This window comes from Saccharothrix sp. NPDC042600, assembly GCF_040647305.1.
GTDB classification, from domain to species: domain Bacteria; phylum Actinomycetota; class Actinomycetes; order Mycobacteriales; family Pseudonocardiaceae; genus Actinosynnema; species Actinosynnema mutabilis.
Genome location: NZ_JBEZBW010000044.1, coordinates 40,889 through 64,283, shown reverse-complemented (window position 1 = coordinate 64,283; position 23,395 = coordinate 40,889). Strand labels below are relative to the sequence as shown.

General features: G+C 72.3%; 23 protein-coding genes. 10 read left to right on the top strand and 13 right to left on the bottom strand.

The annotated features are described in order from the left end of the window. Nucleotides 1-197 precede the first annotated feature (197 nt). Together rfbD and rfbB are read right to left on the bottom strand one after the other, a co-directional pair. Nucleotides 198-1,088 (bottom strand): dTDP-4-dehydrorhamnose reductase, encoded by an 891-nt coding sequence (rfbD, locus tag AB0A74_RS24645; RefSeq protein WP_358252884.1) that lies wholly within the window; start codon nt 1,086-1,088, stop codon nt 198-200. A gap of 5 nt (nt 1,089-1,093) precedes the next feature. Continuing rightward, a complete protein-coding gene (gene rfbB / locus AB0A74_RS24640) occupies nt 1,094-2,083 on the bottom strand; it encodes a dTDP-glucose 4,6-dehydratase (protein ID WP_358252882.1) in 990 nt (329 codons plus the stop codon). A 252-nt stretch (nt 2,084-2,335) separates the two neighbouring features. On the opposite strand from rfbB, the gene AB0A74_RS24635 reads away from it, so the two are divergent. The 3 genes from AB0A74_RS24635 to AB0A74_RS24625 all read left to right on the top strand — a co-directional run bounded on the left by AB0A74_RS24635 (nt 2,336) and on the right by AB0A74_RS24625 (nt 5,847). Beyond that, the gene (locus tag AB0A74_RS24635) at nt 2,336-3,775 is read left to right on the top strand and encodes an LCP family protein (RefSeq protein WP_358252881.1); all 1,440 of its coding nucleotides are present in this window, start codon (nt 2,336-2,338) and stop codon (nt 3,773-3,775) included. 90 nt (nt 3,776-3,865) lie between these two features. Further along, entirely contained in the window at nt 3,866-5,107 is a 1,242-nt protein-coding gene (locus AB0A74_RS24630) for an LCP family protein (RefSeq protein WP_358252879.1), read from the top strand. Between the two features lie 44 nt (nt 5,108-5,151). Continuing rightward, nucleotides 5,152-5,847: a TIGR03089 family protein gene (locus tag AB0A74_RS24625; protein ID WP_358252878.1), complete on the top strand. Its 696-nt coding sequence runs from the start codon at nt 5,152-5,154 to the stop codon at nt 5,845-5,847. Here AB0A74_RS24625 and AB0A74_RS24620 read toward each other — a convergent pair. After that, entirely contained in the window at nt 5,844-6,254 is a 411-nt protein-coding gene (locus AB0A74_RS24620) for a DoxX family protein (RefSeq protein WP_358252876.1), read from the bottom strand. The two genes, AB0A74_RS24625 and AB0A74_RS24620, sit on opposite strands and share 4 nt — an antisense overlap. Before the next feature lie 149 nt (nt 6,255-6,403). Here AB0A74_RS24620 and AB0A74_RS24615 point away from each other — a divergent pair, with 149 nt between their 5' ends. Both AB0A74_RS24615 and AB0A74_RS24610 read left to right on the top strand, forming a co-directional pair. Next, a complete protein-coding gene (locus AB0A74_RS24615; protein ID WP_358252874.1) occupies nt 6,404-6,742 on the top strand; it encodes a metalloregulator ArsR/SmtB family transcription factor in 339 nt (112 codons plus the stop codon). Further along, nucleotides 6,732-7,211 (top strand): SRPBCC family protein, encoded by a 480-nt coding sequence (locus AB0A74_RS24610; RefSeq protein WP_358252872.1) that lies wholly within the window; start codon nt 6,732-6,734, stop codon nt 7,209-7,211. Before AB0A74_RS24615 ends, AB0A74_RS24610 begins: the two co-directional genes overlap by 11 nt. 129 nt (nt 7,212-7,340) lie before the next feature. Here the strand turns inward: AB0A74_RS24610 and AB0A74_RS24605 are convergent, their stop codons facing one another. The 7 genes from AB0A74_RS24605 to AB0A74_RS24575 all read right to left on the bottom strand — a co-directional run bounded on the left by AB0A74_RS24605 (nt 7,341) and on the right by AB0A74_RS24575 (nt 13,959). Continuing rightward, a complete protein-coding gene (locus AB0A74_RS24605; RefSeq protein WP_358252870.1) occupies nt 7,341-8,504 on the bottom strand; it encodes an acyl-CoA dehydrogenase in 1,164 nt (387 codons plus the stop codon). A gap of 109 nt (nt 8,505-8,613) precedes the next feature. Then, entirely contained in the window at nt 8,614-9,081 is a 468-nt protein-coding gene (gene purE, locus AB0A74_RS24600; RefSeq protein WP_343935948.1) for a 5-(carboxyamino)imidazole ribonucleotide mutase, read from the bottom strand. Between the two features lie 17 nt (nt 9,082-9,098). Beyond that, nucleotides 9,099-10,292: a 5-(carboxyamino)imidazole ribonucleotide synthase gene (locus tag AB0A74_RS24595; protein WP_358252868.1), complete on the bottom strand. Its 1,194-nt coding sequence runs from the start codon at nt 10,290-10,292 to the stop codon at nt 9,099-9,101. Nucleotides 10,293-10,370: 78 nt separating this feature from the next. Next, nucleotides 10,371-11,360, bottom strand: coding sequence for an ABC transporter permease (locus AB0A74_RS24590; protein ID WP_358252866.1), 990 nt, complete (start codon nt 11,358-11,360; stop codon nt 10,371-10,373). Continuing rightward, a complete protein-coding gene (locus AB0A74_RS24585; RefSeq protein ID WP_358252864.1) occupies nt 11,357-12,229 on the bottom strand; it encodes an ABC transporter ATP-binding protein in 873 nt (290 codons plus the stop codon). The genes AB0A74_RS24590 and AB0A74_RS24585 overlap by 4 nt, the downstream gene beginning before the upstream one ends. Continuing rightward, nucleotides 12,226-12,615, bottom strand: a complete 390-nt coding sequence (locus AB0A74_RS24580; RefSeq protein ID WP_358252862.1) for a GntR family transcriptional regulator — start codon at nt 12,613-12,615, stop codon at nt 12,226-12,228. Before AB0A74_RS24580 ends, AB0A74_RS24585 begins: the two co-directional genes overlap by 4 nt. A 507-nt stretch (nt 12,616-13,122) precedes the next feature. Next, nucleotides 13,123-13,959 (bottom strand): GGDEF domain-containing protein, encoded by an 837-nt coding sequence (locus AB0A74_RS24575; protein ID WP_358252860.1) that lies wholly within the window; start codon nt 13,957-13,959, stop codon nt 13,123-13,125. A 145-nt stretch (nt 13,960-14,104) separates the two neighbouring features. On the opposite strand from AB0A74_RS24575, the gene AB0A74_RS24570 reads away from it, so the two are divergent. Genes AB0A74_RS24570 through AB0A74_RS24560 form a run of 3 tightly spaced genes read left to right on the top strand, consistent with a single transcriptional unit; the run spans nt 14,105 to nt 17,562 of the window. After that, on the top strand, nt 14,105-16,399 hold the full coding sequence (locus tag AB0A74_RS24570; RefSeq protein WP_358252859.1) for a sigma-70 family RNA polymerase sigma factor: 2,295 nt from the start codon (nt 14,105-14,107) through the stop codon (nt 16,397-16,399). 36 nt (nt 16,400-16,435) lie between these two features. Then, entirely contained in the window at nt 16,436-16,957 is a 522-nt protein-coding gene (locus AB0A74_RS24565; RefSeq protein ID WP_358252890.1) for a GtrA family protein, read from the top strand. A 56-nt stretch (nt 16,958-17,013) separates the two neighbouring features. Further along, on the top strand, nt 17,014-17,562 hold the full coding sequence (locus AB0A74_RS24560) for a GtrA family protein (RefSeq protein WP_358252857.1): 549 nt from the start codon (nt 17,014-17,016) through the stop codon (nt 17,560-17,562). A 4-nt stretch (nt 17,563-17,566) separates the two neighbouring features. Here the strand turns inward: AB0A74_RS24560 and hisN are convergent, their stop codons facing one another. Both hisN and glpD read right to left on the bottom strand, forming a co-directional pair. Continuing rightward, nucleotides 17,567-18,334 carry a histidinol-phosphatase gene (gene hisN / locus AB0A74_RS24555; protein ID WP_358252856.1) on the bottom strand — a complete coding sequence of 256 codons (768 nt, stop codon included), beginning with the start codon at nt 18,332-18,334 and terminating at the stop codon, nt 17,567-17,569. Nucleotides 18,335-18,400: 66 nt separating this feature from the next. Continuing rightward, nucleotides 18,401-20,137, bottom strand: coding sequence for a glycerol-3-phosphate dehydrogenase (gene glpD, locus AB0A74_RS24550; RefSeq protein WP_358252854.1), 1,737 nt, complete (start codon nt 20,135-20,137; stop codon nt 18,401-18,403). Nucleotides 20,138-20,326: 189 nt separating this feature from the next. Here glpD and AB0A74_RS24545 point away from each other — a divergent pair, with 189 nt between their 5' ends. Both AB0A74_RS24545 and glpK read left to right on the top strand, forming a co-directional pair. Further along, entirely contained in the window at nt 20,327-21,067 is a 741-nt protein-coding gene (locus AB0A74_RS24545; RefSeq protein ID WP_358252853.1) for an MIP/aquaporin family protein, read from the top strand. A 24-nt stretch (nt 21,068-21,091) separates the two neighbouring features. Further along, nucleotides 21,092-22,612, top strand: a complete 1,521-nt coding sequence (gene glpK, locus AB0A74_RS24540; RefSeq protein ID WP_358252852.1) for a glycerol kinase GlpK — start codon at nt 21,092-21,094, stop codon at nt 22,610-22,612. Between the two features lie 61 nt (nt 22,613-22,673). On the opposite strand, the gene AB0A74_RS24535 is transcribed toward glpK, so the two are convergent. Further along, the gene (locus tag AB0A74_RS24535; RefSeq protein ID WP_358252851.1) at nt 22,674-23,384 is read right to left on the bottom strand and encodes a hypothetical protein; all 711 of its coding nucleotides are present in this window, start codon (nt 23,382-23,384) and stop codon (nt 22,674-22,676) included. Nucleotides 23,385-23,395: the final 11 nt, after the last annotated feature.

The following is a 23,395-nucleotide window of genomic DNA, read 5'->3' as shown; positions in this document are numbered from 1 at the left end:
CCAAAGGGTGGTTGCCTCCGGCAGGCCGTACGGGGAACGAACCGACGCCCTTCCACCCCCGGGGGCCTGCCGCGCGGCGAGCGCCGCTTTTAGCTTTTATCTTCCGCTCACGCTCACGCCCGCCACCCGCCCCCAACGCCCGCCCCGCCACCCGCCACCCACCACTCAACGCCCCACGCCCCACGCCCCACACCGATTCAGGGCACCGCACCCACCGCGAACGCCTCCCGCAACGCCTCCCGCCAAGGCCGCAACGGCGTCAACCCGGCCGCCTCCCAAACCTTCCCGGACAACACCGAATACGCCGGCCGCGGAGCCGGACGCGGGAAGTCCGCCGTCCCACAGGGCTTCACCCGGCCCGGATCAGCCCCCAACTCCTCGAACACCGCCCGCGCGAACCCGAACCACGTCGTCTCGCCACCACCGGTCGCGTGCAGCACCCGAGCGGCCGGCCCTTCGCCCACCACGCGCGAAGCCAACTGCACCAACCCGGCCGCCAGATCAGCCGACCACGTCGGCGAGCCGCGCTGGTCGTCCACAACGGACAGCTCCGGCCGCTCGGACGCCAACCGCGCGATGGTCTTCACGAAGTTCGGCCCGCCGGCCCCGTACACCCAGGCGGTCCGCACGACCCAGGACCGTTCCCACGCCTGGAGAACCCGTCGCTCGCCGTCCAACTTCGTGCGCCCGTAGGCAGAACGCGGACCGGTCGGGTCCTCCGGCTCGTAGGGCCGCGACCCGTCCCCCGCGAAGACGTAATCAGTCGAGACGTGCACCAACGGCACGTTCTCCGCGGCGCAGGCCAAAGCCAGGAACTCCGGCCCCACCGCGTTCACCAGCGAAGCCCGCTCCTCGTCGGTCTCCGCCGCATCGACCGCCGTGTAGGCGGCGGCGTTGACCACGACGGGCTTGAGCCCACCGTCCCGTGCCGTCGAAGCGAACGAAGCCACCGCGTCGGCCACGCACCCGCGATCGGTCAGGTCCAGCTCACCGGACGACGGCCCGTGCACCAACCCGTCCGCGGGGGCAGCCGCAACCAGGTCCTGCCCCAACTGACCGCGCCCCCCGGGCACCAACAACGCCAGCACGGCGCTCAGCCCGCCAGCGCCGCGCGCTGCTTGAGCGGCTCCCACCAGGCCCGGTTGTCCCGGTACCACTCCACCGTGGCCGCCAACCCGACCCCGAAGTCCACCCGCGGCGCGTACCCCAACTCCGTCGAGATCTTGGTGATGTCCACCGAGTACCGCCGGTCGTGCCCCTTGCGGTCGGTGACCGGCTCCACGGACGACCAGTCCCGCCCGGTGGCCTCCAGCAGGCGCTCGGTCAACTCCCGGTTGGTCAGCTCGGTGCCGCCGCCGATGTTGTAGATCTCGCCGCCGCGCCCACCTTCGAGCACCAACTGGATGCCGCGGCAGTGGTCGTCCACGTGCAGCCAGTCGCGCACGTTGAGGCCGTCGCCGTACAGCGGGACCTTCTTGCCGTCCATCAGGTTGGTCACGAACAGCGGGATGACCTTCTCCGGGAACTGGTACGGCCCGTAGTTGTTCGAGCACCGGGTGATGCACACCGGCAGCCCGTGGGTGCGGTGGAACGCCCGCGCGAGCAGGTCGGAGGACGCCTTGGACGCCGAGTACGGCGAGTTGGGCTCCAGGACGTGGTCCTCGGTCCACGACCCCTCCTCGATGGAGCCGTAGACCTCGTCGGTGGACACGTGGACGAACTTGGCGACGCCCGCGTCGTGGGCCGCCTGGAGCAGCGTCTGCGTCCCCAGCACGTTCGTGAGCACGAAATCGGCGGACCCGGAGATCGACCGGTCCACATGGGACTCGGCCGCGAAGTGCACGACGACGTCCGTCCGGCCCATCAGGCCGGCCACCAGCTCGCGGTCGCAGATGTCGCCGCGCACGAACGTCAGCCGGGGGTCGTCGGCGACCGGCGCCAGGTTGGCCTCGTTGCCGGCGTAGGTGAGCTTGTCCAGCACCACCACCTCGGCGTCGGCGTAGGCCGGGTAAGCGCCGCCCACCAGTTCCCGCACGTAGTGCGAGCCGATGAACCCGGCTCCACCCGTAACCAGCACGCGCATGGTCAAATGCCCTTCGTAGCGGTCGTCCATCGCAGTCTGTCACGGTGTTTACCCGTGCAACCCACCCGGTTGTTACAGCGTCTCCCGTATATGAGGAACTACAGGGCCGTCGCGACGCATCCCCACTAACCTTGGGTGCAGTCGCGCACACCGGGGGAGGCAGCGCCAGTGGACACGAGTCCGCCCACATCGACCAGCAGGTCGACCGCGCTGCGTGTGCTCGTGGTCACGGGCCGTTCGCTCGTCTCGCTCGTGTCGGCCGCTGTGCTGCTCGTCACGTGGTACGGCTGGAACTACCTGCGCGACATCGACGAGGGCATCACCACGACCGATGTCATCCAGACCCAGGTGGACGAGCAGGGCGTGGCCCGCAAGCCGCTGGACGGCGCGATCGACATCCTGCTCGTGGGCGTGGACAGCCGCACCGACGCCCAGGGCAAGCCCCTCTCGCCGGAGGTGCTCGCGCTGCTCAACGGCGGCGTCGCGGACGGCACGCTGAACACCGACACCATGATCCTGGTGCACATCCCGCAGGACGGCACGCGGGCGGTGGCCATCTCCTTCCCGCGCGACGCCTACGTGGACATCGCGGACGGTTTCGGCAAGCACAAGCTCAACTCGGCGATGGCGCGGCAGAAGAACGACACCGCGCAGCGGCTGCGCAACGAGGGCGTGACCGACGAGGCGCGCATCGAGAAGGAGTCCACCCAGGCCGGCCGCCGCACGCTGATCAAGACCATCGAGGGCCTGACCGGCGGCGCGGTCACCGTGGACCGGTACGCCGAGGTCAACCTGGCGTCGTTCTACGAGGTCACGCAGGCCATCGGCGGCGTCGAGGTGTGCCTGAACCAGCCCACCCGGGACTGGGCGTCCGGCGCGGACTTCCCGGCGGGCCGGCAGACCGTGGAGGGCGCGGCGGCGCTGTCGTTCGTGCGCCAGCGCGGCGGGCTGCCCGGCGGCGACCTGGACCGGATCGTGCGCCAGCAGGTGTTCATCGGCGCGCTGGCCCGCAAGGTGCTGTCCACCGGGACGCTGACCGACTTCGCCAAGCTCGACGGGCTGGTGTCGGCGATCAAGAAGTCGGTGGTGCTCAACGAGGGCTGGAACATCACCGAGTTCGCCGAGCAGATGCAGGGCCTGGTGTCGGGCAACATCCAGTTCCGGACCATCCCGGTGGGCGACCCGACCGACACCTGGACCGACGGCAACGTGCTCCCGGTGAACCCGGCGCAGGTGCGGCAGTTCATCAAGTCGCTGGCGACCGACCCCGCTTCGTCGTCCTCGTCGGCGCCCTCGACCACGCCGTCCGGGCCGCCGCCGTCGAGCATCACCGTGCACGTGTTCAACTCCTCGGGCACGCAGGGCCGCGCGATCACCGTCCTGGGCATGTTGGCGCAGAAGGGTTTCGCCCGCGGCGACGCGGAGACCGGCAGCTACCTGACGACCACCGAGGTGCGGCACGCGCCGGGTGAGCGAGCCGCTGCCGACCGGGTGATCTCGGCCCTGGAGAGTAACGCCGCGGCCGTCGAGGACGACTCCGTGCCCAGAGGACAGGTGCACGTGCACGTCGGCGCCGACTACTCCGGCGCGCCGCCGTCGGACGAGCCGGAACAGGCGTCGGTGGGCGGCGTCACCACGGTCCCCTCGACGACTCCCCCGATCACCGCCGACGGTGTGGTCTGCGTCAACTGAACACCCCCGCTCGGGCCGGAAGCGGGGTCCGACCGGCGCAAGCCGACTAGCCTGACCGTCACACCGGCGCGCGCAGAAGGAGGACCGCCAGTGAGGGCCGCGGGGATCATCGGACGCACGCTGGTCGCGTTGCTGTCCGCGGCCGTGCTCGCCGTGGCGGGGTACGGCTGGGCGACGCTCAAGCGCGTCCACGACAGCGTGAACACCACCGACGTGCTCAGCGCGTTGGAGGACATCCCGAACGCGCCGCCGGTCGAGGACGGCGCGCTGGACATCCTCCTGGTCGGCAGCGACAGCCGCACCGACGCGCAGGGCCGCCAACTGCCCGCGAACGTGCTGCGCGAGCTGCGCACCGAGGCGACCGACACGGTCAACACCGACACGATCATCGTGCTGCGGGTGCCGCGCAACGGCGGCAAGGCGCGGGCCGTGTCGATCCCGCGCGACACCTACGTCCAGATCCCCGGCCACGGCCAGGAGAAGATCAACTCCGCGTACGGGGTCACCCGGTTCTTCGCCATGGAGCGGCTGGCCGCCGAGGGCGTGGGCGACCTGGAGGAGCGGTCCAAGCGCGGCGACCAGGCCGGGCGGCGGGCGCTGGTGCAGGTCGTGCAGGACCTGACCGGGGTGCGGGTGGACCACTACGCCGAGGTCAACCTGTACGGGTTCTACCTGCTCACCCAGGTCATCGGCGGGGTCGAGGTGTGCCTGAACCACGCCACCCGCGACACCGACTCGGGCGCGAACTTCCGGGCGGGTGTGCAGAGCATCTCCGGCGGCGACGCGCTGGCGTTCGTGCGGCAGCGCAAGAACATCCCGAACGGCGACCTCGGGCGGATCACGCGGCAGCAGGTGTTCCTGTCGGCGGCGGTGTCCCGGCTGATGTCCGCGGGCACGCTCGCCGACCCGGCGAAGCTCGACGGGCTGCTCGACGCGATGCGCAAGTCGGTCGTGGTGGACGAGAAGTTCGACCTGGCCACGCTGGCCGGCCACGCGCAGGGCCTGGCGGGCGGCAACGTGGACTTCACGACCATCCCGGTGACCGGCGTGGGCGCGGTGAACGAGCGCGGGCAGAGCGTGGTGACGGTGGACCCGGCGCAGGTGAAGGCGTTCGTGGCGGAGGTGCTGGGCGAGAAGGCCCCGCCCGCGCCCACCACCACGTCGGCGCGGAAGTTCGGCGGCACTCCGGCGTTCGGGTTCGACGGCGCACACCGAGCCGCTCCGGACGCCCGGCAGGCTGCCCCGGCCGCCGGGCAGGTCGCCCCGGCCGCCGCCGGGCAGGTCGCTCCGGACGCCCGGCAGGCCGCGCAGGGCCCGCCCTGCGTGGACTGACCCCTCTCACGCGCGCGGTCGCCGGGGGTGGCAGGGTTGACCCCATGACCGTCACGGAAGTCCTGCTCACGCCGTTGTTCGCCGCCGGTCCGGGCCGTCCGCTGATCACGCACTACGACGACGCGACCGGGTCCCGGGTGGAGCTGTCCCGGGCGACCATCGCGAACTGGGCGGCCAAGACGGCGAACTGGCTGCGCGACGAGCACGACGTGGAGCCGGGCGACCCGGTGGCGGTGCTCCTGCCCGCCCACTGGCAGACCGCGGGCGTGCTGCTGGGCGCGTGGTGGTGCGGTGCGGCGGTGACCGACGACCCGTCGGGCGCGAAGGTGGCGTTCGTGGCGCCGGGCGGCGAGGCGCCGGGCGCGGACGTGGTGGCCACGGTGTCCCTGCACCCGATGGGCCTGGGCTGCGGCGCGCCGGTCGACTACGTGGACGAGGTCCGGGTGTTCGGCGACGAGTTCATGCCGTGGGCCCCGGTCCCGGGCTCGACGCCCGCGCTGGGCAAGTCCACTGTGGACGAAGTGGTGGCGGAGGCGCGGCAACGCGCGGAAACCCTGGGGATCACGGCGAGTTCGCGCGTGTTGTCCACTGTGGAGTGGACCCACCCGGACGGCGTGCTGAACGGCTTCCTGGCCGTGCTGGCGGGCGGCGGGTCGCTCGTCCAGGTCAGCAACGCCAACCCGGACGCCCTCCCCGCCCGCCGCGCGAGCGAACAGACGACCATCGACCTCGTCGGCTAGGCGTCCGCCGTGGTCCTGCGGCGCAGGACGCGGTCCACGGTGAGCGCGCCACCGTTGAAGCCGAGCGCCAGGGCCGCGACGCCGAGGGCGAGCACGAGCTCGTAGCCGCCCTGGCCGAGCAGGCCGTTGGGCAGGTGGACGATGAGCAGCGCGCCGAGCATGTCCACGAACAGCAGGACCCCGGCCACGGGCAGCGCCGCGCCCGCGATGAGCAGCGCCCCGCCGACGAGTTCGACCAGCGCGGCGAACCAGGCGGACACCACGGGCAGCGGCACGCCCATGCCCTCGAACGCCTGCGCGGTGCCACTCGGGCCCCACTCGGTGAACTTCTGCCAGCCGTGCGCCACGAACACCACACCGACGCCGATGCGGCCGATCAGGGCCGTCACATCGCTCACGCGAACCATGTCTCCGCGGGTCCTTCCTGGTCGGGTCCTTTGCCGCGCTCGACGGTATATGAAGTTTCAACCAATCCTGGTCGTCCGCGACCGGTTGACAGGGACTCGACAGGCGCGTAGAAAACCAATCAGTTAGATAACCAAGAGGTTAGGTACCCATGGCAGACGATCCGCTGAGCCTCACTTTCGCGGCCCTCGCCGACCCGACCAGGCGGGCCATCCTGGCCCGCCTCGCCGAGGGCGCGGCCACCGTCAAGGAGCTGTCGGCGCCGTTCGCGATGAGCGGGCCGGCCGTGTCCAAGCACCTGAAGGTGCTCGAACGGGCGGGGCTGGTCGTGCGCGGTCGCGACGCGCAGTGGCGGCCGTGCACCCTGGACGCGACGCCGTTGCGCGAGGCCAGCGCGTGGACCGACGGCTTCCGCCGGTTCTGGGACGACAGCCACCGCCGCCTGGACGCCTACCTGGAGCACCTGAAGGAGCAGTCCGATGACCACTGAGACCAGCGCCTGGACCACGCCCTCCGACGTGGAGGTGTCGGTGACCCGCACGTTCGACGCGCCGCAGCGGCTGGTGTTCGAGGCGTTCACGCGGCCGGAGCACCTCGTCCACTGGCTGCTGGGGCCCGAGGGCTGGACCATGCCGGTGTGCGAGGTGGACCTGCGCCCCGGCGGCCGGTGGCACATGGTGTGGCGGCGGGCGGACGGCACGGAGATGTCGATGACCGGCAGCTACCTGGAGGTGACGCCGCACTCGCGCCTGGTGCAGACCGAGTCGTGGGGCGAGGAGTGGCCGGAGACGGAGAACACGACCACGTTCACCGGAGCCGGTTCGCAGACCGTGGTGGTGCAGACGATGAAGTTCCCGAACCAAGAAGCCCGCGACCGCGCGATGGCCACCGGCATGACGTCCGGAGCCGACACCAGCTACGACCGCTTGGAGACCTACCTGGCGTCACTGGGGGCGTAGCACCGAGTTCCGCACCCCGACCGCGGACGAACCCGTACCCGACACGCCACCCCGGAACCCAACGCTCCGAAGCGGCAGTGCAGGATCGGTCCGGCGGCTCCGCGCGGAGCCGCCGGATCGGAACCGGGCTCAGCCGTTGAGCAGGGCGCGGCTCATCACAACGCGCTGGATCTGGTTCGTGCCTTCATAGATCTGGGTGATCTTCGCGTCCCGCATCATGCGCTCCACCGGGAAGTCGCGGGTGTAGCCGGCGCCGCCGAAGAGTTGGACCGCGTCGGTCGTCACCTCCATCGCCACGTCCGACGCGAAGCACTTCGCCGCCGCCGTGATGAAGCCGATGTTCGGCTCGCCGCGCTCGGCCTTCGCCGCCGCCACGTACACCATGTGGCGGGCCGCCTCGATCTTCATCGCCATGTCGGCCAGCATGAACTGGACGCCCTGGAACTCCGAGATCGACTTGCCGAACTGCTTGCGGTCCTTGACGTAGGCGATCGCCTGTTCCAGCGCGCCCTGCGCGATGCCCACGGCCTGGGCGCCGATGGTCGGGCGGGTGTGGTCCAGGGTCTTCAGGGCCGTCTTCAGGCCCGTGCCGGGTTCGCCGATGATGCGGTCCGCCGGGATGGTGCAGTTCTCGAAGTGGATCTCGCGGGTGGGCGAGCCCTTGATGCCGAGCTTGCGCTCCTTGGAACCCACGACGAAACCGGGGTCGTCCTTGTGCACCACGAACGCCGAGATGCCCTGCGACTTCTTCGGGGCGTCCGGGTCGGTCACGGCCATCACCGTGTACCAGGTGGACTCGCCGGCGTTGGTGATCCAGCACTTGGTGCCGTTGAGCACCCAGTGGTCGCCGTCGAGGCGGGCGCGCGTGCGCATGGAGGCCGTGTCGGAGCCCGCCTCGCGCTCGGACAGCGCGTAGGACGCCATCGCCTCACCGGCCGCGATGGACGGCAGCACCTGGCGCTTGAGGTCCTCGGACGCCGACAGCAGGATCGGCATGGTGCCCAGCTTGTTCACCGCCGGGATGAGGGACGACGACGCGCACACCCGCGCCACCTCCTCGATGACGATGCACGTCGCCACCGAGTCGGCGCCCTGCCCGTCGTAGGCCTCGGGCACGTGGACGGCCGCGAACCCCGACTTGACCAGCGCGTTCAGGGCCTCGACGGGGAAGCGCTCGTGCTCGTCCACGTCGGCCGCGTACGGCGCGATCTCCTTGTCGGCGAGTGCCCGGACCGCTTCCCGCAGCGCTTCGTGCTCCTCGGCCAGCTGGTAGGTACCGAAGCTCGCGTCCACGTCAAGTTACCTCCGAGTAGCAGGACCTACCGGAGATGTTAGCGCGCGTTCACTGGAATATCCCGTGTGCGCTGTACTACAAGCACCCGGACGTGCGGAAACCCGCCACTCAGAGGGACGCGCGCAGCGCCTCGTCCTTCTCCAGGACCAGCCGTTCGAGCGACTCCTGGAACTCGGCCATCCGCGCCTGCAACGCCGGGTCCGACGCGGCCAGCATCCGAACGGCCAGCAACCCCGCGTTGCGCGCCCCACCGACCGACACCGTCGCCACCGGCACCCCGGCCGGCATCTGGACGATCGACAGCAGCGAGTCCATGCCGTCCAGGTACTTCAGCGGCACCGGAACGCCGATCACCGGCAGCACGGTCGCCGACGCCACCATCCCCGGCAGGTGGGCCGCCCCGCCCGCACCGGCGATGATCACGCGCAGCCCCCGGGACGCGGCGGACCGCGCGTAGTCGATCATGCGCTGCGGCGTGCGGTGCGCCGACACCACGCTGACCTCGTGCGCCACGTCGAACTCGGTGAGCGCCTCGGCGGCGGCCTTCATCACCGGCCAGTCCGAGTCGCTGCCCATGATCACACCGACCGACGTCACCGCTGTCCTCCGTGGATGTCGTAACCGTCCAGCCAAACCCCGTGCGACAGCCAGTGCGCCGCGAGCCGCGCCCGCTCCCGCACGTGGTCCATCCGCTCCCCGAGCAGGGTCACGTGCCCGATCTTGCGACCCGGCCGCTCCGCCTTGCCGTACAGGTGCACGTGCGCGTCGGGGAAGCGCGCGAACAGGTGGTGCAGCCGCTCGTCCGGGCCCATCTCCGGGGCGTCCGGGGCGCCGAGCACGTTGGCCATCACGACGGCCGGCGCGGCCAGGTCGGTGGCGCCCAGCGGGTAGTCCAGGACGGCCCGCAGGTGCTGCTCGAACTGGGAGGTCCGCGCACCCTCGATGGTCCAGTGGCCGGAGTTGTGCGGGCGCATGGCCAGCTCGTTGATCACCAGGCCGTCGGCGGTCTCGAACAGCTCGACCGCGAGCAGCCCGACCACGCCCAGCTCGGACGCGATGCGCAGCGCCAGCTCCTGGGCCTGCTCGCCCAGCTCTCCCGCGTCCGGCGCGGGGGCCAGCACCTCGACGCAGATGCCTTCCTGTTGCACGGTCTGCACCAGCGGCCACGCCGCGCCCTGCCCGAACGGCGACCGCGCGACCAGCGCCGCCAACTCCCGCCGCATCGGCACGCACTGCTCCACCATCAGCGGCGTCCCGGCCGCCAGCAGCTCGGGGACCACGCGCTGCGCGCTCTGCGGCGTGTTCAACATCCACACGCCCCGGCCGTCGTACCCGCCGCGCTGCGCCTTCAGCACGCACGGCCACCCGTGCTCGGCGCCGAACTTCAGCACGTCCGCGGCGTCGGTGACCTCGCGGAACGGCGGCACCGGCAACCCCAGCGCGCCCAGCCGCTCGCGCATGACCAGCTTGTCCTGCGCGTGCTGGAGGGCGTCGGGCCCGGGGTGGACGCGCGCGCCGTCCGCGACCAGGGCGCGCAGGTGCTCCTGCGGCACGTGCTCGTGGTCGAACGTGAGCACGTCGCACGACTTGGCGAACGCCCGCAGCGCGTCGAGGTCGGTGTGCTTCCCCAGCTCGACGTCCCGCGCGACGAGCGCGGCGGGGTCGGCGTCCGACTCGGCGAGCACCCGCAGCGACTGGCCCAGCGGGATGGCGGCCTGGTGGGTCATGCGCGCGAGCTGCCCGCCGCCGATCATGCCGACGACGGGGAGACGAGTTCGGGAGTCCACGGTGTGGAGAGTTTACCTGCACAAACAGGGCGGTCCCGCACACCCCCGATGTGTGCGGGACCGCCCTTGGAGACGCACCTAGATCCGGTGCGAACGCTTCACCCAGTAGTAGGCGAACACGAGCAGCGCCGCCGCCGGCGCGGCGAACACGAAGAACTCGAACACCTGGAACGCCCCGACCCGCTCCACCGGCTGGTAGTCGGTGAAGTGGCTGACGATCCCCTGGTCCGCCATGCACTTCTGGAAGCTGTCCCCGTCGGTGGAGGTGCGCGCGCAGATCATGGGGAAGTCGACCTCGCGGCCCGCCGAGTCGAGGTAGCCGCTGGTCACGTGCAGCCCGTTGTCCCGAGCGACCTGGCTGTACGCGCGCTCGCCGGTCTCGCCGTACGACCACACCTCGCGCACCGGCGTCTGGAAGTACGGCCGCCAGCCCAGCGCGACCACCATGCGGACCACGATGAAGCCGCCCAGCGTCAACGCCATCGCGACGATCGTCCGCCGGGTGAGCGCGCTCAGCGCGAGGCCCAGCGCGAAGCCGAACGCCGCGTACCCGACCTGCACCAGCGGCGTCGACTCGAACACCTGCTGCTCGAACGGCTGGTACGGCTGGAAGTCGCTGCCGAACGTGCCGTTCACCGCGCGCTGCAGGACCAGCACGGCCGCGCCGAACCCGGCCGACAGGCCCACCGCGGGCACGCCGAGCAGGACGATCTTGCCGACGACCCAGCGGGCCGGCGAGAGGTCCTGGCTCCACACCACGACCGACGTCTTCTGCTCGTACTCCCGCGCCACCAGCGGCGCGGCCCAGAACACCGCGACGACCGCGCCCACCGCCATCGGCACCAGCGAGACGAGCCGGCTGAGCCCGTAGACCCCGATCAGGCCGAACAGCTCGACGCGGCCGGAGCCCCGGACGAACGCGGCCAGCGCCAGGCTCAGCACCGCGCCCAGGCCGAGCAGGACGGCCAGCGCGCCGATGGACCACCGGTGCTGCCGCCAGGTCAACCACACCAGGTCGCCCCAGCCGACCCGGTCCCGCCGCTGCACGGGAACCGCCGTCACGGTCATGCGTCGAACCCCTTCCGGGTGGCCGCGAGCTGCGCGAGCACGTAGTCCTCCAACGTCACCGGGCGCGTCGTCCACTGGCCCGCGACCACCGGGCGCTCCTGCCCCTCGGGCAGTTCGAGCAGGAACGTCGACTGGTTGCCGCGGTGCCGCGCCTCGACGACCGTGCCCAGGGCGGGCGGCACGTCGGACTTCGGCCCGGTGTAGAGGACGTGCCGCTCCAGCAGCTCGTCCAGGTCGCCGCCCGCGAGCAGCCGGCCGTGGGCGAGTAGCAGCAGGTAGTCGGCGACACCGCCCAGCTCGGCCACGACGTGCGTGGACAGCAGGACGGTCATCCCGGTCTCCTCGACCTCGCTCAGCAGCTCGGCGGTGACCTCCCGGCGGGCCAGCGGGTCCAGGTTGGCCAGCGGCTCGTCCAGCATCAGCACGGTCGGCCGCGAGCCGATGGCCAGCGCGAACGCCACCTGCGCCTGTTGGCCGCCGGACAGCTTCCCGCACGCCTTGCCCAACGGGATCTCGAACCTCTCCAGCCACCGCTCGGCGCGCCCCTGGTCCCACACGGTGTTCAGGCGGGCGCCCAGCCGCAGCATGTCCGCGGCGGAGAAGTGCTTGTAGACGGGCTTGTCCTGGGACACGAACGCCACCCGGCCCGATGTGCCCGCGGACCCCTCGTCCGGCTGCAGCAGCCCGGCCAGGACGCTCATCAGCGTCGTCTTGCCCGCGCCGTTCGCGCCGACCAGCGCCGCCACCCGGCCCGCGGGCAGCTCGAACGAGCACTCCCGCAGCGCCCACTTGGTCCGGTACCGCTTGCCCAGACCCCGTGCGTGCACCGCGAGCGCGGTGGTGTCGGCAGACTCGACCACGGTCGTCATGCGACCGCCTCTCCTTCCCCCTCGGTGAGGACCGAGCGCACCAGCGCGTCGATGTCCTCGTCGTCCAAACCGGCCTCCCGCGCCGCGCGCACCCACTCGGCGAACCGCGTCCGCAGCGCGGCCATCGCCTCGGGGTCACCCGAGCCGAGCGCCGCCTTGACGAACGTGCCCGACCCCTGGCGCGCCTCGACCAGGCCGGACAGCTCCAGCTCCCGGTACGCCTTGAGCACGGTGTTCGCGTTGACCCCGCTGCTCGCGACGACGTCGCGGACGGTCGGCAGCCGGTCCCCCGGCACGAGCCACCCCAACCGCAGCGCCTCCCGCACCTGCCGCACGAGCTGCAGGTAAGCCGGCAGACCACTGGCCCGGTCGATGCGGAACTCCACCCGCCGCCTCCAAAGTGTTCTACTCAACTAAGACACTAGAAGACCAGAACACCCGCCCGCCTGTCAACGCGCCACGACCCGGCGAACACCCGAGCCGCACGCCACCCCCGGCCGCACGCCACCCGCCAGCCCGAGCCGCACGAGCCGCCGGCGTCCACCGAGGCCGCAGCCACCGGCACACACCCGCCGGCCGGCACGCCCCACGGCCGGCACGCGCGACTGGCGGGCATCGCGACTGGCGGGCATCGCGACTGGCGGGCATCGCGACTGGCGGGCATCGCGGCTGGGCGGGCATCGCGGCTGGGCGGGCATCGCGCCGGGCAGGCAGCGCGCCGGGCAGGCAGCCGGCGAGCGTCGCGGCCGGCGAGCGTCGCGGCCGGCGAGCGTCGCGGCCGGGAAAAGGGCCAGGCCCGTGCCGCCGAGGGGCTGGCGGCACGGGCCTGGCGGGTGGGGAGGGGGATCGTTGGCGGGCGCTGGACAGGGGTCCGCGGCAGCGCCCGGGTCCGGTCAGCGGCCCAGGGTCGCGAGCAGGTCGGACGCCTCCTCGTACGTGCTCGGCAGCGGTTCCAGCCAGACCTCGGCCGGGCCGCTCGGGGCCACGTGCGGGTCCACCGACAGGCGGTCCGCGGTCAGGATGCGGAGGTTCACCAGGGCCCGGTGCAGGTGCTCGTCGCGCTTGAGCAGCACCGCCGCCAGGGACGGGCCGACGGACGCGATCGTCTCGCCCGCGTCGAACACCTCGCGCAGCGCGTCGGCCAGCAGCGTCATCGCCACCACCCGCGACCAGCCCGACGTGCGGCTCAGGTCCAGGCGCACCAGCACCAGCACGTGGTCGTCCCGCCCGGACGCCCGGTTCTCCGCGTACACCTCCCGCAACCGGGTCCGCAGGTACGCCGCGGTCGCCAGGCCGGTCAACGGGTTGTCCGCCGCGCAGTTGGACGCCTGCCGCGACATCACGTCGCCCCAGCCCAGCGCGGTGGCGCGCAGCATGCGGGCCGGGATGGCGTCCACGTTCGGCGACACGATGCCGGTGGACCCCGGCGGCTCGGCCAGCACCGCGTGCAGCGCGGCCAGGTCCAGCAACGTCTCCGCCAGGCCCGCGCCCGCCTCCGCCCGGGCGCTGCCCAGCCGGTACAGCGCGGACCCGGGATCGGCCGGACCGAGCACCGCCGCGCACACCTCGTCCACCTCGGCCAACGGCCAGTCGGCCGGGTAGGCCCACCCCGCCGCCATCGACGCGGTGCGCCACCTGGATCTCAGGGCACGCGCCTCGTCGCCGGAGCCGGAGCGCCGCGCGTCGGACCACCGCTCGGCGCCACCTTTGGCTGCTTCCCGCACACCCACCCGGATGCCTCCTCGACCTGGGGATTCGAGTACGGGACGTCGCCGGGGCCCAGCCATGACGGCGGTCCGGGTGCCCAGTTGGGGGGTTCGACGTGACTGGCGTCGATGCGGTAGGTCACACTGGGCGCGCGAGGAGGGAAAACACGTGGCGACCGTTCCTGCTGAAGTCCAGGGACCGAGCGACGCGGAGCTGATCGACTCCGTGCGCGGCGGGGCGATCGACGCCTACGGGCAGCTCTACGAGCGCCACGTGAGCGCGGCCTACAACCTGGCCCGCCAGCTCACCCGCTCGTCCGCCGAGGCCGACGACCTGGTCTCCGACGCCTTCGCCAAGGTCCTGGAGACCTTGCAGGGCGGCCGGGGCCCGGACTCGGCGTTCCGCGCCTACCTGCTCACCGCGCTGCGGCACACCGCCTACGACAAGACCCGGCGGGACAAGAAGGTGGACCTCGCCGAGGACGTCTCCGAGGTCGCCCCCGAGCAGACCGCCGTGCCGTTCCGGGACACCGCGGTCGCCGGGCTGGAGCGGTCGCTGGCCGCGAAGGCGTTCGCCCGGCTGCCCGAGCGGTGGCAGACCGTGCTGTGGCACACCGAGATCGAGGGCCAGACACCCGCCGAGGTCGCCCCGCTCCTGGGGCTGACCGCCAACGGCGTGTCCGCGCTGGCCTACCGGGCCCGCGAGGGCCTGCGCCAGGCCTACCTCCAGGTGCACCTCGCCGAGACCTCCGCCGAGCGCTGCCGCGCCACGGTCGACCGCCTCGGCGCGTGGACCCGCGGCGGCCTGTCCAAGCGCGAGACCACCCAGGTCGAGGCGCACCTGGACGAGTGCGCCGACTGCCGCTCGCTGGCCGCCGAGCTGGCCGACGTCAACGGGGCGCTGCGCGCGTTCGTCGCGCCGCTGGTGCTCGGTGTCGGCGCGGCGGGCTACCTGGCCGCGACCGCAACCACCGCCAAGGCCGCGACCGCGGTCGCGGTGGGCGCGGGCGCCGGTGGGGCCGCGACGGCCGCCACGTCCGCGCCCCGCCAGGTCTTCGGCACGGCGGCGTCGGTCGCGGCGCTCGCGGTGGCCGTGGTGATCGGTCTCGCGTCCGGTGGCGAGCAGCAGGTGCCGGCCGCCCAGGTCGTGCCGCCGCCCCCGGCGTCCAGCCAGCCGGCGCAGCCTCCGCAGCTGCCGCCGCCCCCGGCCGCCGAGTCGCCCGCGCCGACCCCGGAACCCACCCCCGAACCGACGCCCGAGCCGACCCCGACGCCGGAACCCACCCCGGCACCCGCGCCCGCGCCCACTCCGGCGCCCACGCCGGCCCCGGAGCCCGAGCCGCAGCCCCAGCCGACACCGCCCACCCTGGTGCCGACGGTGCCCAGCGGGTTCACCCTCCGGCCCAGCGAGCCACCGGTCGCGCTGCCGATCACGGTCCGCAACACCGGCGAGACCGCGTCCGAGCCCGCGAGCGCCGCGCTCGTGCTGCCGCCGGGCGTGCAGGCGGTCGGCCCCGGCAACTCGTTCACCGGCCAGCGCCTGGTCCAGCTCGACGGCGCGCCCGACCAGACGGTGGGCTGCCCCGCGGGCCGCGGCGAGATCCGGTGCGCCACGGACCGCGGCATCGCGCCCGGCGGCACGGCGACGTTCGTCTTCCGCCTCAAGGTGGACCGGGACTACGAGGGCGGCACCGCCGTGATCACCGGCACGATCAGCGCCGGCACGGCGATGTCCGTGGCCGTCCGGGTGGACGTGGCCGTGCAGCCCGCCGACGACGACCTCGACCTGGCCGTGCACAAGTGGCACCACGGGTACTGGGACCCGCGCATCGACATCCGGGCCACCAACACCGGCGGCAGCGCGCGGACGTTGCGCCTGGTGGTCGAGTCGGACGAGAACGTGCACGTGGTGGCCATGCGGCCGGACTGCGCGCAGAGCGACCACCTGGTCACCTGCGAGCAGCCGCTCAAGCGGGGCGAGTCGTTCCGGCTGTCGGTGTGGGCCTTTGGGCTGCCGTACCGGGGCGGGAACGTCACCGTGACCGCCACCCTGGGCACGGCGACCAAGAGCGTCTCGGTCCCCGTCCACCTGCACCCCGGCGACGGCGAGGGCACCGTCCCAGAGCCGCCCGTGGTCGAGCCGCCGGTCACCACCCCCGAGCCGACCAAGCCCCCGGTGACCACCGACCCGACCAAGCCGGCCGAGCAACCGACGCTCCCGTCGCTGCCCACGCTGCCGCTGCCCACCCCGCCGGCCACGCCCGCGGACCCGGGCGGGACGAGCACGCCGGGCACGCCGCGCACCACCGACCCGACGACCCCGCCGAGCCGCGAGGACCCACCCGGCCGCGAGGACCCGCCGGGCCGCCAGGACCCGCCCGGCCGCGTCGACCCGCCGTGTCAGCCGTGGCTGCCCCCGGGGCTGCGTGACCTGCTACCGGATCTCTGCCGCACCCCTTCGTGATCGCTTCGAGACGGACGTGGGTAGGCTGCCCGGGTGCTGCCATTCGTGCGCAGGGCCTTCAACCGGCTCCCGGAACCGGTCCGCTTCCTGATCAACAAGCACCGCGAGCTGATCAGATTCGCCGTCGTCGGCGGCACGACGTTCGTCATCGACAACGGCATCTGGTACGCCCTGAAGCTGACCGTCTTGCAGGACAAGGTGGTCACGGCCAAGGCGATCGCCGTGCTGGTGGCGGTGATCTCGTCCTACGTGCTCAGCCGCGAGTGGTCCTTCCACACCCGGGGTGGCCGGGAGCGCCACCACGAGGCCGCGCTGTTCTTCATCGTCAGCGGCCTGGGCATCGCGGTGAACCTCGCGCCCCTGTACCTGTCGCGGCACGTGCTCGACCTGCACAGCGAGGTCGCCGACTTCCTCAGCGGCTCGGTGATCGGCATGCTCGCGGCGACGGCCTTCAAGTTCTGGGCGATGCGCAAGGTCGTCTTCCCGGAGGCCGGCGCGCGCCCCGAGGTCCGCACGCTGCGCGTGGTCTCCGACGACGACGAGCGCGAAGTGGCCTGACCCACCCCGCAGCGGCCTGAACTGCGCTTTCACCCGTTCTCCGTACACTGCCTTGAGTGTCCGTTGTCGAGAGCGTCGTCCGCCGCCTGCCCGAGCCGCTGCGCAAGATCGCCCTGCGGCACCGAGAGCTGCTGAAGTTCGCCCTTGTCGGTGGCACCTGCTTCATCATCGACACGGCGATCTTCCTCGGCCTGAAGACCACCGTGCTCACCGAGAAACCGGTGACCGCGAAGATCGTCGCGACCCTGGTGGCCACGATCGTCTCCTACGTGCTGAACCGGGAGTGGAGCTTCCGCACCCGCGGCGGCCGGGAGCGCCACCACGAGGCCGCGCTGTTCTTCCTGGTCAACGGCCTGGCCATCGGCATCAACTCGGTGCCGCTGTGGGTGTCGCGCTACCTGCTGCACCTCCAGGAGCCCAACGTCAGCCGGCTGGTCGAGGAGATCGCCGACTTCACCAGCGCCCAGATCCTCGGGACCGCGGTGGCGATGGCGTTCCGCTGGTACAGCTACAAGAAGTGGGTCTTCCCGGAGGCGGACTACCGCCCCCGCGCCAGGCGGTCCTACGACTCCGACGAGGACGAGCAGGCCCTCGGCCACTCCTGAGGCGCTAGTCGCGGCGCAGCGCGTCCAGGGCCGCGTCGTGCAGGTGCCCGTTGGTGGACAGCACGTTGCCGCCGTCGAACCGGTCCACCCCGGCCAGGTCGCTGAACCGCCCACCGGCTTCCCGGACCAGCACCTGGAACGGCGCGACGTCCCACGGGTTCACGATCGCCTCGGCGGCCACGTCGATGGCCCCTTCGGCGACCAGGCAGTGCTGCCAGAAGTCGCCGAACGCCCGGTTCTCCCAACAGGCGTCCACGAGCCGCAGGTAGGCCTCGCGGGAGTGGTGCTCGACCCACGACCCGAGGTGGGTGGTCGACAGGTACGCGTCCGCCAGGTCCCGCACCGCCGACACGCTGATCCGCCGCTCGCCGGTCGCGTCCCGCGTGAACGCCCCCTGCCCGGTCGCGGCCCACCACCGCCGCCCCAGGGCGGGCGCGCTGACCACCCCGACCCGCGGGACCCCGTCCACCACCAACGCGATGAGCGTCGCCCACACCGGGACGCCGCGCAGGAAGTTCTTGGTGCCGTCGATCGGGTCGACGACCCAGGTGCGCCCGGCCCCGACCACCCCGCCGCGCTCCTCGCCGGCGACGTCGTCCCCGGTGGCGGCGAGCAGCTCGCGGATGGCGTCCTCGACGGCGACGTCCGCGTCGGTCACGGGCGTCCGATCGGGCTTCCGCTCCACGACGAGGTCCCGGGCCCGGAACCGGGCGGTGGTGATCGCGTCGGCGGCGTCGGCGAGGCGCAGGGCGAGCTCAAGATCGGTGGCCACGGGCCCGATCGTGCCACGCCCACCCACCGGGACACCGCACCCCCACCCGACCGGGTCCGACGGGGCTCAGCTCACCGGTTCGGTGATCTGGGGCCGCGCCTCGGGAGCGGCCGAGCGGACGGCGTCCGCCGCCTGGTCGTCCGGCTCGGTCTGCGAGGCCCGTTCCGCCTCGACCCGGGCCGTGTAGACCTCGACCTCCCGCGCGATCCGCGCGTCGTCCCACCCGTGCACCCGGGCCATCAGCCGCGCCACGACCTCCGCGCAGTCCACGCCCCGGTGCGGGTACTCGATCGAGATGCGGGTCCGCCGCGTCAGCACGTCCTCCAGGTGGAGCGCGCCTTCGTGCGAAGCCGCGTACACGACCTCCACCTGCAGGTAGTCCGGCGCGTGTGGCACGGGCTTGAGCAGCTCCGCCGCCGCGGCGCCCAGCACCTGGTGCACCAGCGACCCGTACCGGTCCAGCAGGTGCCGGACCCGGTACGGGTGCAGCCCGTACCGCCCCGCGAGCTGGTCGGCCTGGTTCACCAGGGCGTGGTACCCGTCCGCGCCCGCCAACGGCACCTTGTCCGTGATGGACGGCTGGATCCGCCCCGGCAGGTCCACCGCCGCCGCGTCCACGGCGTCCGCGCCCATCACCCGGTAGGTCGTGTACTTCCCGCCCGCGATGGCCACCAGCCCCGGCGCGACCCGCGCCACCGCGTGCTCGCGGGACAGCTTCGACGTGGACTCGCTCTCCCCCGCCAGCAACGGCCGCAAGCCCGCGTAGACGCCCTCGATGTCGTCGTGCGTCAACGGCGTGGCCAGCACCGAGTTCACGTGGTCGAGGATGTAGTCGATGTCGTTCTTCGTGGCCGCCGGGTGGGCCAGGTCCAGGTTCCAGTCCGTGTCCGTCGTGCCCACGATCCAGTGGTTGCGCCACGGGATCACGAACAGGACCGACTTCTCCGTGCGCAGGATCAACCCCGACTCGGAGACGATCCGGTCGCGCGGCACCACGATGTGCACGCCCTTGGACGCCCGCACCCGGAACCGCCCGCGCGACCCGGACAGGCGCTGCAGCTCGTCGGTCCACACGCCGGTCGCGTTGATCACCGCGTGCGCCCGCACGTCCGTCTCGCGCCCGTCCTCCACGTCCCGCACGCGCACGCCGGACACCCGGTCCGCCTCCCGCAGGAACGCCACGACCTGCGTGGACGTCCGCACGACGGCGCCGTAGTGGGCGGCGGTCCGGCCGACCATCATGGTGTGCCGGGCGTCGTCGGCCTGCGCGTCGTAGTAGCGGATGCCGCCGACCAGGGCGTCGCGCTTCAACGCCGGCACCATGCGCAAAGCACCCGCTCGGGTGAGGTGCTTCTGCCCCGGCACAGACCGCGCGCCGCCCATGGTGTCGTACATGAGCAGCCCCGCCGCCGTGTAAGGCCGCTCCCACACCCGGTGCGTGAGCGGGTACAGGAAGCTCACCGGCTTGACCAGGTGCGGCGCGATGCGGGTGAGCATCAGCTCGCGTTCCCGCAGGGCCTCGCGGACCAGGCCGAACTCCAGTTGTTCCAGGTAGCGCAGGCCGCCGTGGAACAGCTTCGAGGACCGGCTCGACGTGCCGGACGCCAGGTCGCGCGCCTCCACCAGGGCGACGCGCAGGCCCCGGGTCGCGGCGTCCAGCGCGGCCCCGACGCCGACCACGCCACCGCCGACGACCACCAGGTCGAACGTCTCGGACCCCAGCCGCCGCCAGGCCGTCTCCCGCTCCCGCGGGCCGAGGCGACCGGGGTCGTCGGCGCCGGCGGGCGTCTCGCGCGTGGCCACTGGGCAACGCCTCCCTGATACTGACGGCTGGTCGGGACCAAGGACTTGACTTGACCACGTTACCCGCCGGTACGCCACCGTAGACAACTGATCGGCAACCGAACTAGCGTCAACGAACATCGTGGGTGGGCAGCGCCGCCGGACCCCGGGCACGAGCGCTGTCCCCTGCCAACGCAAGGAGGTCGGCGGATGAGCAACGGCTCGATCTTCGTCTGGGAGACCCTCGGCACCGCGATCCTGATCCTGCTCGGCGCGGGTGTCGTCGCCAACGTTGTCCTCAAGAACACCCTCGGCAACGGCGGCGGATGGCTCCTGATCAACTTCGGCTGGGGTTTCGCGGTGTTCGCGGGCGCCAGCGTGGCCGCTCCCAGCGGTGCGCACCTCAACCCGGCCGTCACCCTCGGACTCGCCATCTCGGACAAGGTCGAGTGGTCCAAGGTGCCCGTCTACTTCGCGGGGGAGATGGTCGGCGCGTTCCTCGGCGCCGTGCTCGCCTGGGCGGCGTACAAGGCGCAGTTCGACACGCACGACGACCTGCCCAACACCCGCGGCATCTTCTGCACCGGACCGACCGTCCCGACCGTGCCGTGGAACCTCGTCACCGAGATCATCGGCACGTTCGTGCTGGTCATCTGGATCCTGCTCAGCCCCGGCGCCAAGGAGGCGGAGGGCGGCGTCCCGCAGTTCGGCAACTCCGCGCTGGGCTACGCGGCCGTCGCGTTCGTCGTCATCGGCATCGGCAACTCGCTCGGCGGCCCGACCGGGTACGCCATCAACCCCGCCCGCGACCTCGGCCCCCGCATCGCCTACGCGATCCTGCCCATCCGCGACAAGGGCAGCGCCGAGTGGGGCTACTCCTGGATCCCCGTCGTCGGCCCGCTGGTCGGCGGCGCCCTCGCGGCGCTGCTCTACCTCGCCCTGCCGGTCTGACCCGCCCCGAAAGGACCCCGACGCATGACCAAGTACGTGGCAGCGATCGACCAGGGCACGACGTCGACCCGGTGCATGGTGTTCGACCACTCGGGCCGGGTGGTGTCGGTCGACCAGAAGGAGCACGAGCAGATCTTCCCCAGGGCCGGGTGGGTCGAGCACAACCCCGAGGAGGTGTGGACCAACACCCGGCAGGTCGTCGCCGGCGCGCTGGCGAAGGCCGACCTGACCGCGGGCGACATCGCCGCCGTCGGCATCACCAACCAGCGGGAGACGGCCGTCGTGTGGGACCGCACCACCGGCAAGCCCGTCTACAACGCGATCGTCTGGCAGGACACCCGCACCGACCGCATCTGCCAGGACCTCGGGGGCCTGGGCCGAGAGGACGGGCGGAGCGGGCAGGAGCGCTACCGCGCCAAGACCGGCCTGCCGCTCGCGACCTACTTCTCCGGCCCGAAGGTCCGCTGGATCCTGGACAACGTCGAGGGCGCCCGGGAGAAGGCCGAGTCCGGCGACCTGCTCTTCGGCAACATGGACACCTGGGTGCTGTGGAACATGACCGGCGGGGTGGACGGCGGCGTGCACGTCACCGACCCCACCAACGCCTCGCGCACCCTGCTCATGGACCTCGACACGCTGAGCTGGGACGAGGGCATCGCCGCGGACATGGGCATCCCGCTGTCCATGCTGCCGGAGATCCGCTCGTCGTCGGAGACCTACGGCCAGGTCCGGGAGCGCGGCGCGCTGGCGGGCGTGCCGATCTCCGGCATCCTCGGCGACCAGCAGGCGGCGACGTTCGGCCAGGCGTGCCTGTCCCCCGGCGAGGCCAAGAACACCTACGGCACCGGCAACTTCGTGCTGCTCAACACCGGGAACGACAAGGTGATGAGCGAGAACGGCCTGCTCACCACGGTCTGCTACAAGATCGGCGACGCCGCTCCGGTCTACGCGCTGGAGGGCTCCATCGCGGTGACCGGCTCGCTGGTGCAGTGGCTGCGCGACAACCTCGGCATGATCGGCACGGCCGCCGAGATCGAGCAGCACGCCCGGACCGTCGAGGACAACGGCGGCGCGTACTTCGTGCCCGCGTTCTCGGGCCTGTTCGCGCCGTACTGGCGGTCGGACGCGCGCGGCGCGATCGTCGGCCTGACCCGGTTCGTGAACAAGGGCCACCTGGCGCGGGCGGTGCTGGAGGCGACGGCCTTCCAGACCCGCGAGGTGATCGACGCGATGAACGCCGACTCCGGCGTGGCGCTGACGTCGCTGAAGGTGGACGGCGGCATGGTGGTCAACGAACTGCTCATGCAGTTCCAGGCCGACATCCTCGGTGTGCCCGTGATCCGCCCGGTGGTCAACGAGACCACCGCCCTGGGCGCGGCCTACGCGGCGGGCCTGGCGGTCGGGTTCTGGGAGTCCGAGGACGACATCCGCGCGAACTGGGCCCAGGACAAGCAGTGGGAACCGGCGCTGGACGAGGAGACCCGCGAACGGCAGTACCACTTCTGGAAGAAGGCGGTGACCCGGACGTTCGACTGGGTGGAGTGACCGTCCGGTGTGGACGCTCGCGCAGTTCCCCCCTCAAGAGCTGCGCGAGCGCCCGACGGGCTCAGGACGTCCCGCCGCCGCCGGTCTCCGGCGCGCCCTTGGGCTTCTTCACCGGCTGCTTCGGCTCGGTCTGCGGCGGGTCCCGCGGTGGCGTGCCCAGCACGGTGAACGATACGGAGAACGGACCGTCCCGACAGGTCATCACGGCCTGGTAGGTGCCCGGTGTGGACACGACCGTGGTCTTGCCCAACAGCTCGGGGAAGTTGCCGCCCTCCATTTCGAGGGTCAGCGGCGCGACGAACCCCGGCGAGGTGATGGTCCGCGCCTCCGGGCAGTCGTTCACCACGGACATCCGCGCGTTGATCTCCCCGCCGGGCTCGACCTCCAGCGGGTACAGGTCGAACGCGCGCACCGGCGGCGGCTCCACGATGGTGAAGGTCCGCTCCGCCTTGCTCTGGCCGTCGAGGCATTCGAGGGTGGCGGTGTAGGTGCCGGGCGTGGCGATGGCGGTGCCGACGCCGGTGATCGACGGGCCGGCGGCGGCCGGTTCCGCGCTGCCCCACTGGATCGGCGCGACGAACCCGGGCGAGGTGACCGGGCCGGGGCCGCCGTGGGAGCTGCACACGAACGGGAACGCGGTGACCGTGACCCGGCCGCCGGCGGTGACCTCGGTCGGGCTGAGCTGGAACTCCGCGCCGTTGTCGACCTGGGCGGCGGCGACGGGTGACGCGGTCACCAGGAGTGCGGCCACCAGGGCCGTCAGACGTCTCATCGTGATCCCCC

What these genes read in the sequence shown, in the direction of transcription:
- rfbB (WP_358252882.1), bottom strand. Translation starts at nt 2,083, where the DNA reads ATGCGCGTGCTGGTTACGGGTGGAGCCGGGTTCATCGGCTCGCACTAC.
- AB0A74_RS24625 (WP_358252878.1), top strand. Translation starts at nt 5,152, where the DNA reads ATGACCGTCACGGAAGTCCTGCTCACGCCGTTGTTCGCCGCCGGTCCG.
- AB0A74_RS24620 (WP_358252876.1), bottom strand. Translation starts at nt 6,254, where the DNA reads ATGGTTCGCGTGAGCGATGTGACGGCCCTGATCGGCCGCATCGGCGTC.
- AB0A74_RS24615 (WP_358252874.1), top strand. Translation starts at nt 6,404, where the DNA reads ATGGCAGACGATCCGCTGAGCCTCACTTTCGCGGCCCTCGCCGACCCG.
- AB0A74_RS24610 (WP_358252872.1), top strand. Translation starts at nt 6,732, where the DNA reads ATGACCACTGAGACCAGCGCCTGGACCACGCCCTCCGACGTGGAGGTG.
- purE (WP_343935948.1), bottom strand. Translation starts at nt 9,081, where the DNA reads ATGGGCAGCGACTCGGACTGGCCGGTGATGAAGGCCGCCGCCGAGGCG.
- AB0A74_RS24590 (WP_358252866.1), bottom strand. Translation starts at nt 11,360, where the DNA reads ATGACCGTGACGGCGGTTCCCGTGCAGCGGCGGGACCGGGTCGGCTGG.
- AB0A74_RS24585 (WP_358252864.1), bottom strand. Translation starts at nt 12,229, where the DNA reads ATGACGACCGTGGTCGAGTCTGCCGACACCACCGCGCTCGCGGTGCAC.
- AB0A74_RS24545 (WP_358252853.1), top strand. Translation starts at nt 20,327, where the DNA reads ATGAGCAACGGCTCGATCTTCGTCTGGGAGACCCTCGGCACCGCGATC.
- glpK (WP_358252852.1), top strand. Translation starts at nt 21,092, where the DNA reads ATGACCAAGTACGTGGCAGCGATCGACCAGGGCACGACGTCGACCCGG.
- AB0A74_RS24535 (WP_358252851.1), bottom strand. Translation starts at nt 23,384, where the DNA reads ATGAGACGTCTGACGGCCCTGGTGGCCGCACTCCTGGTGACCGCGTCA.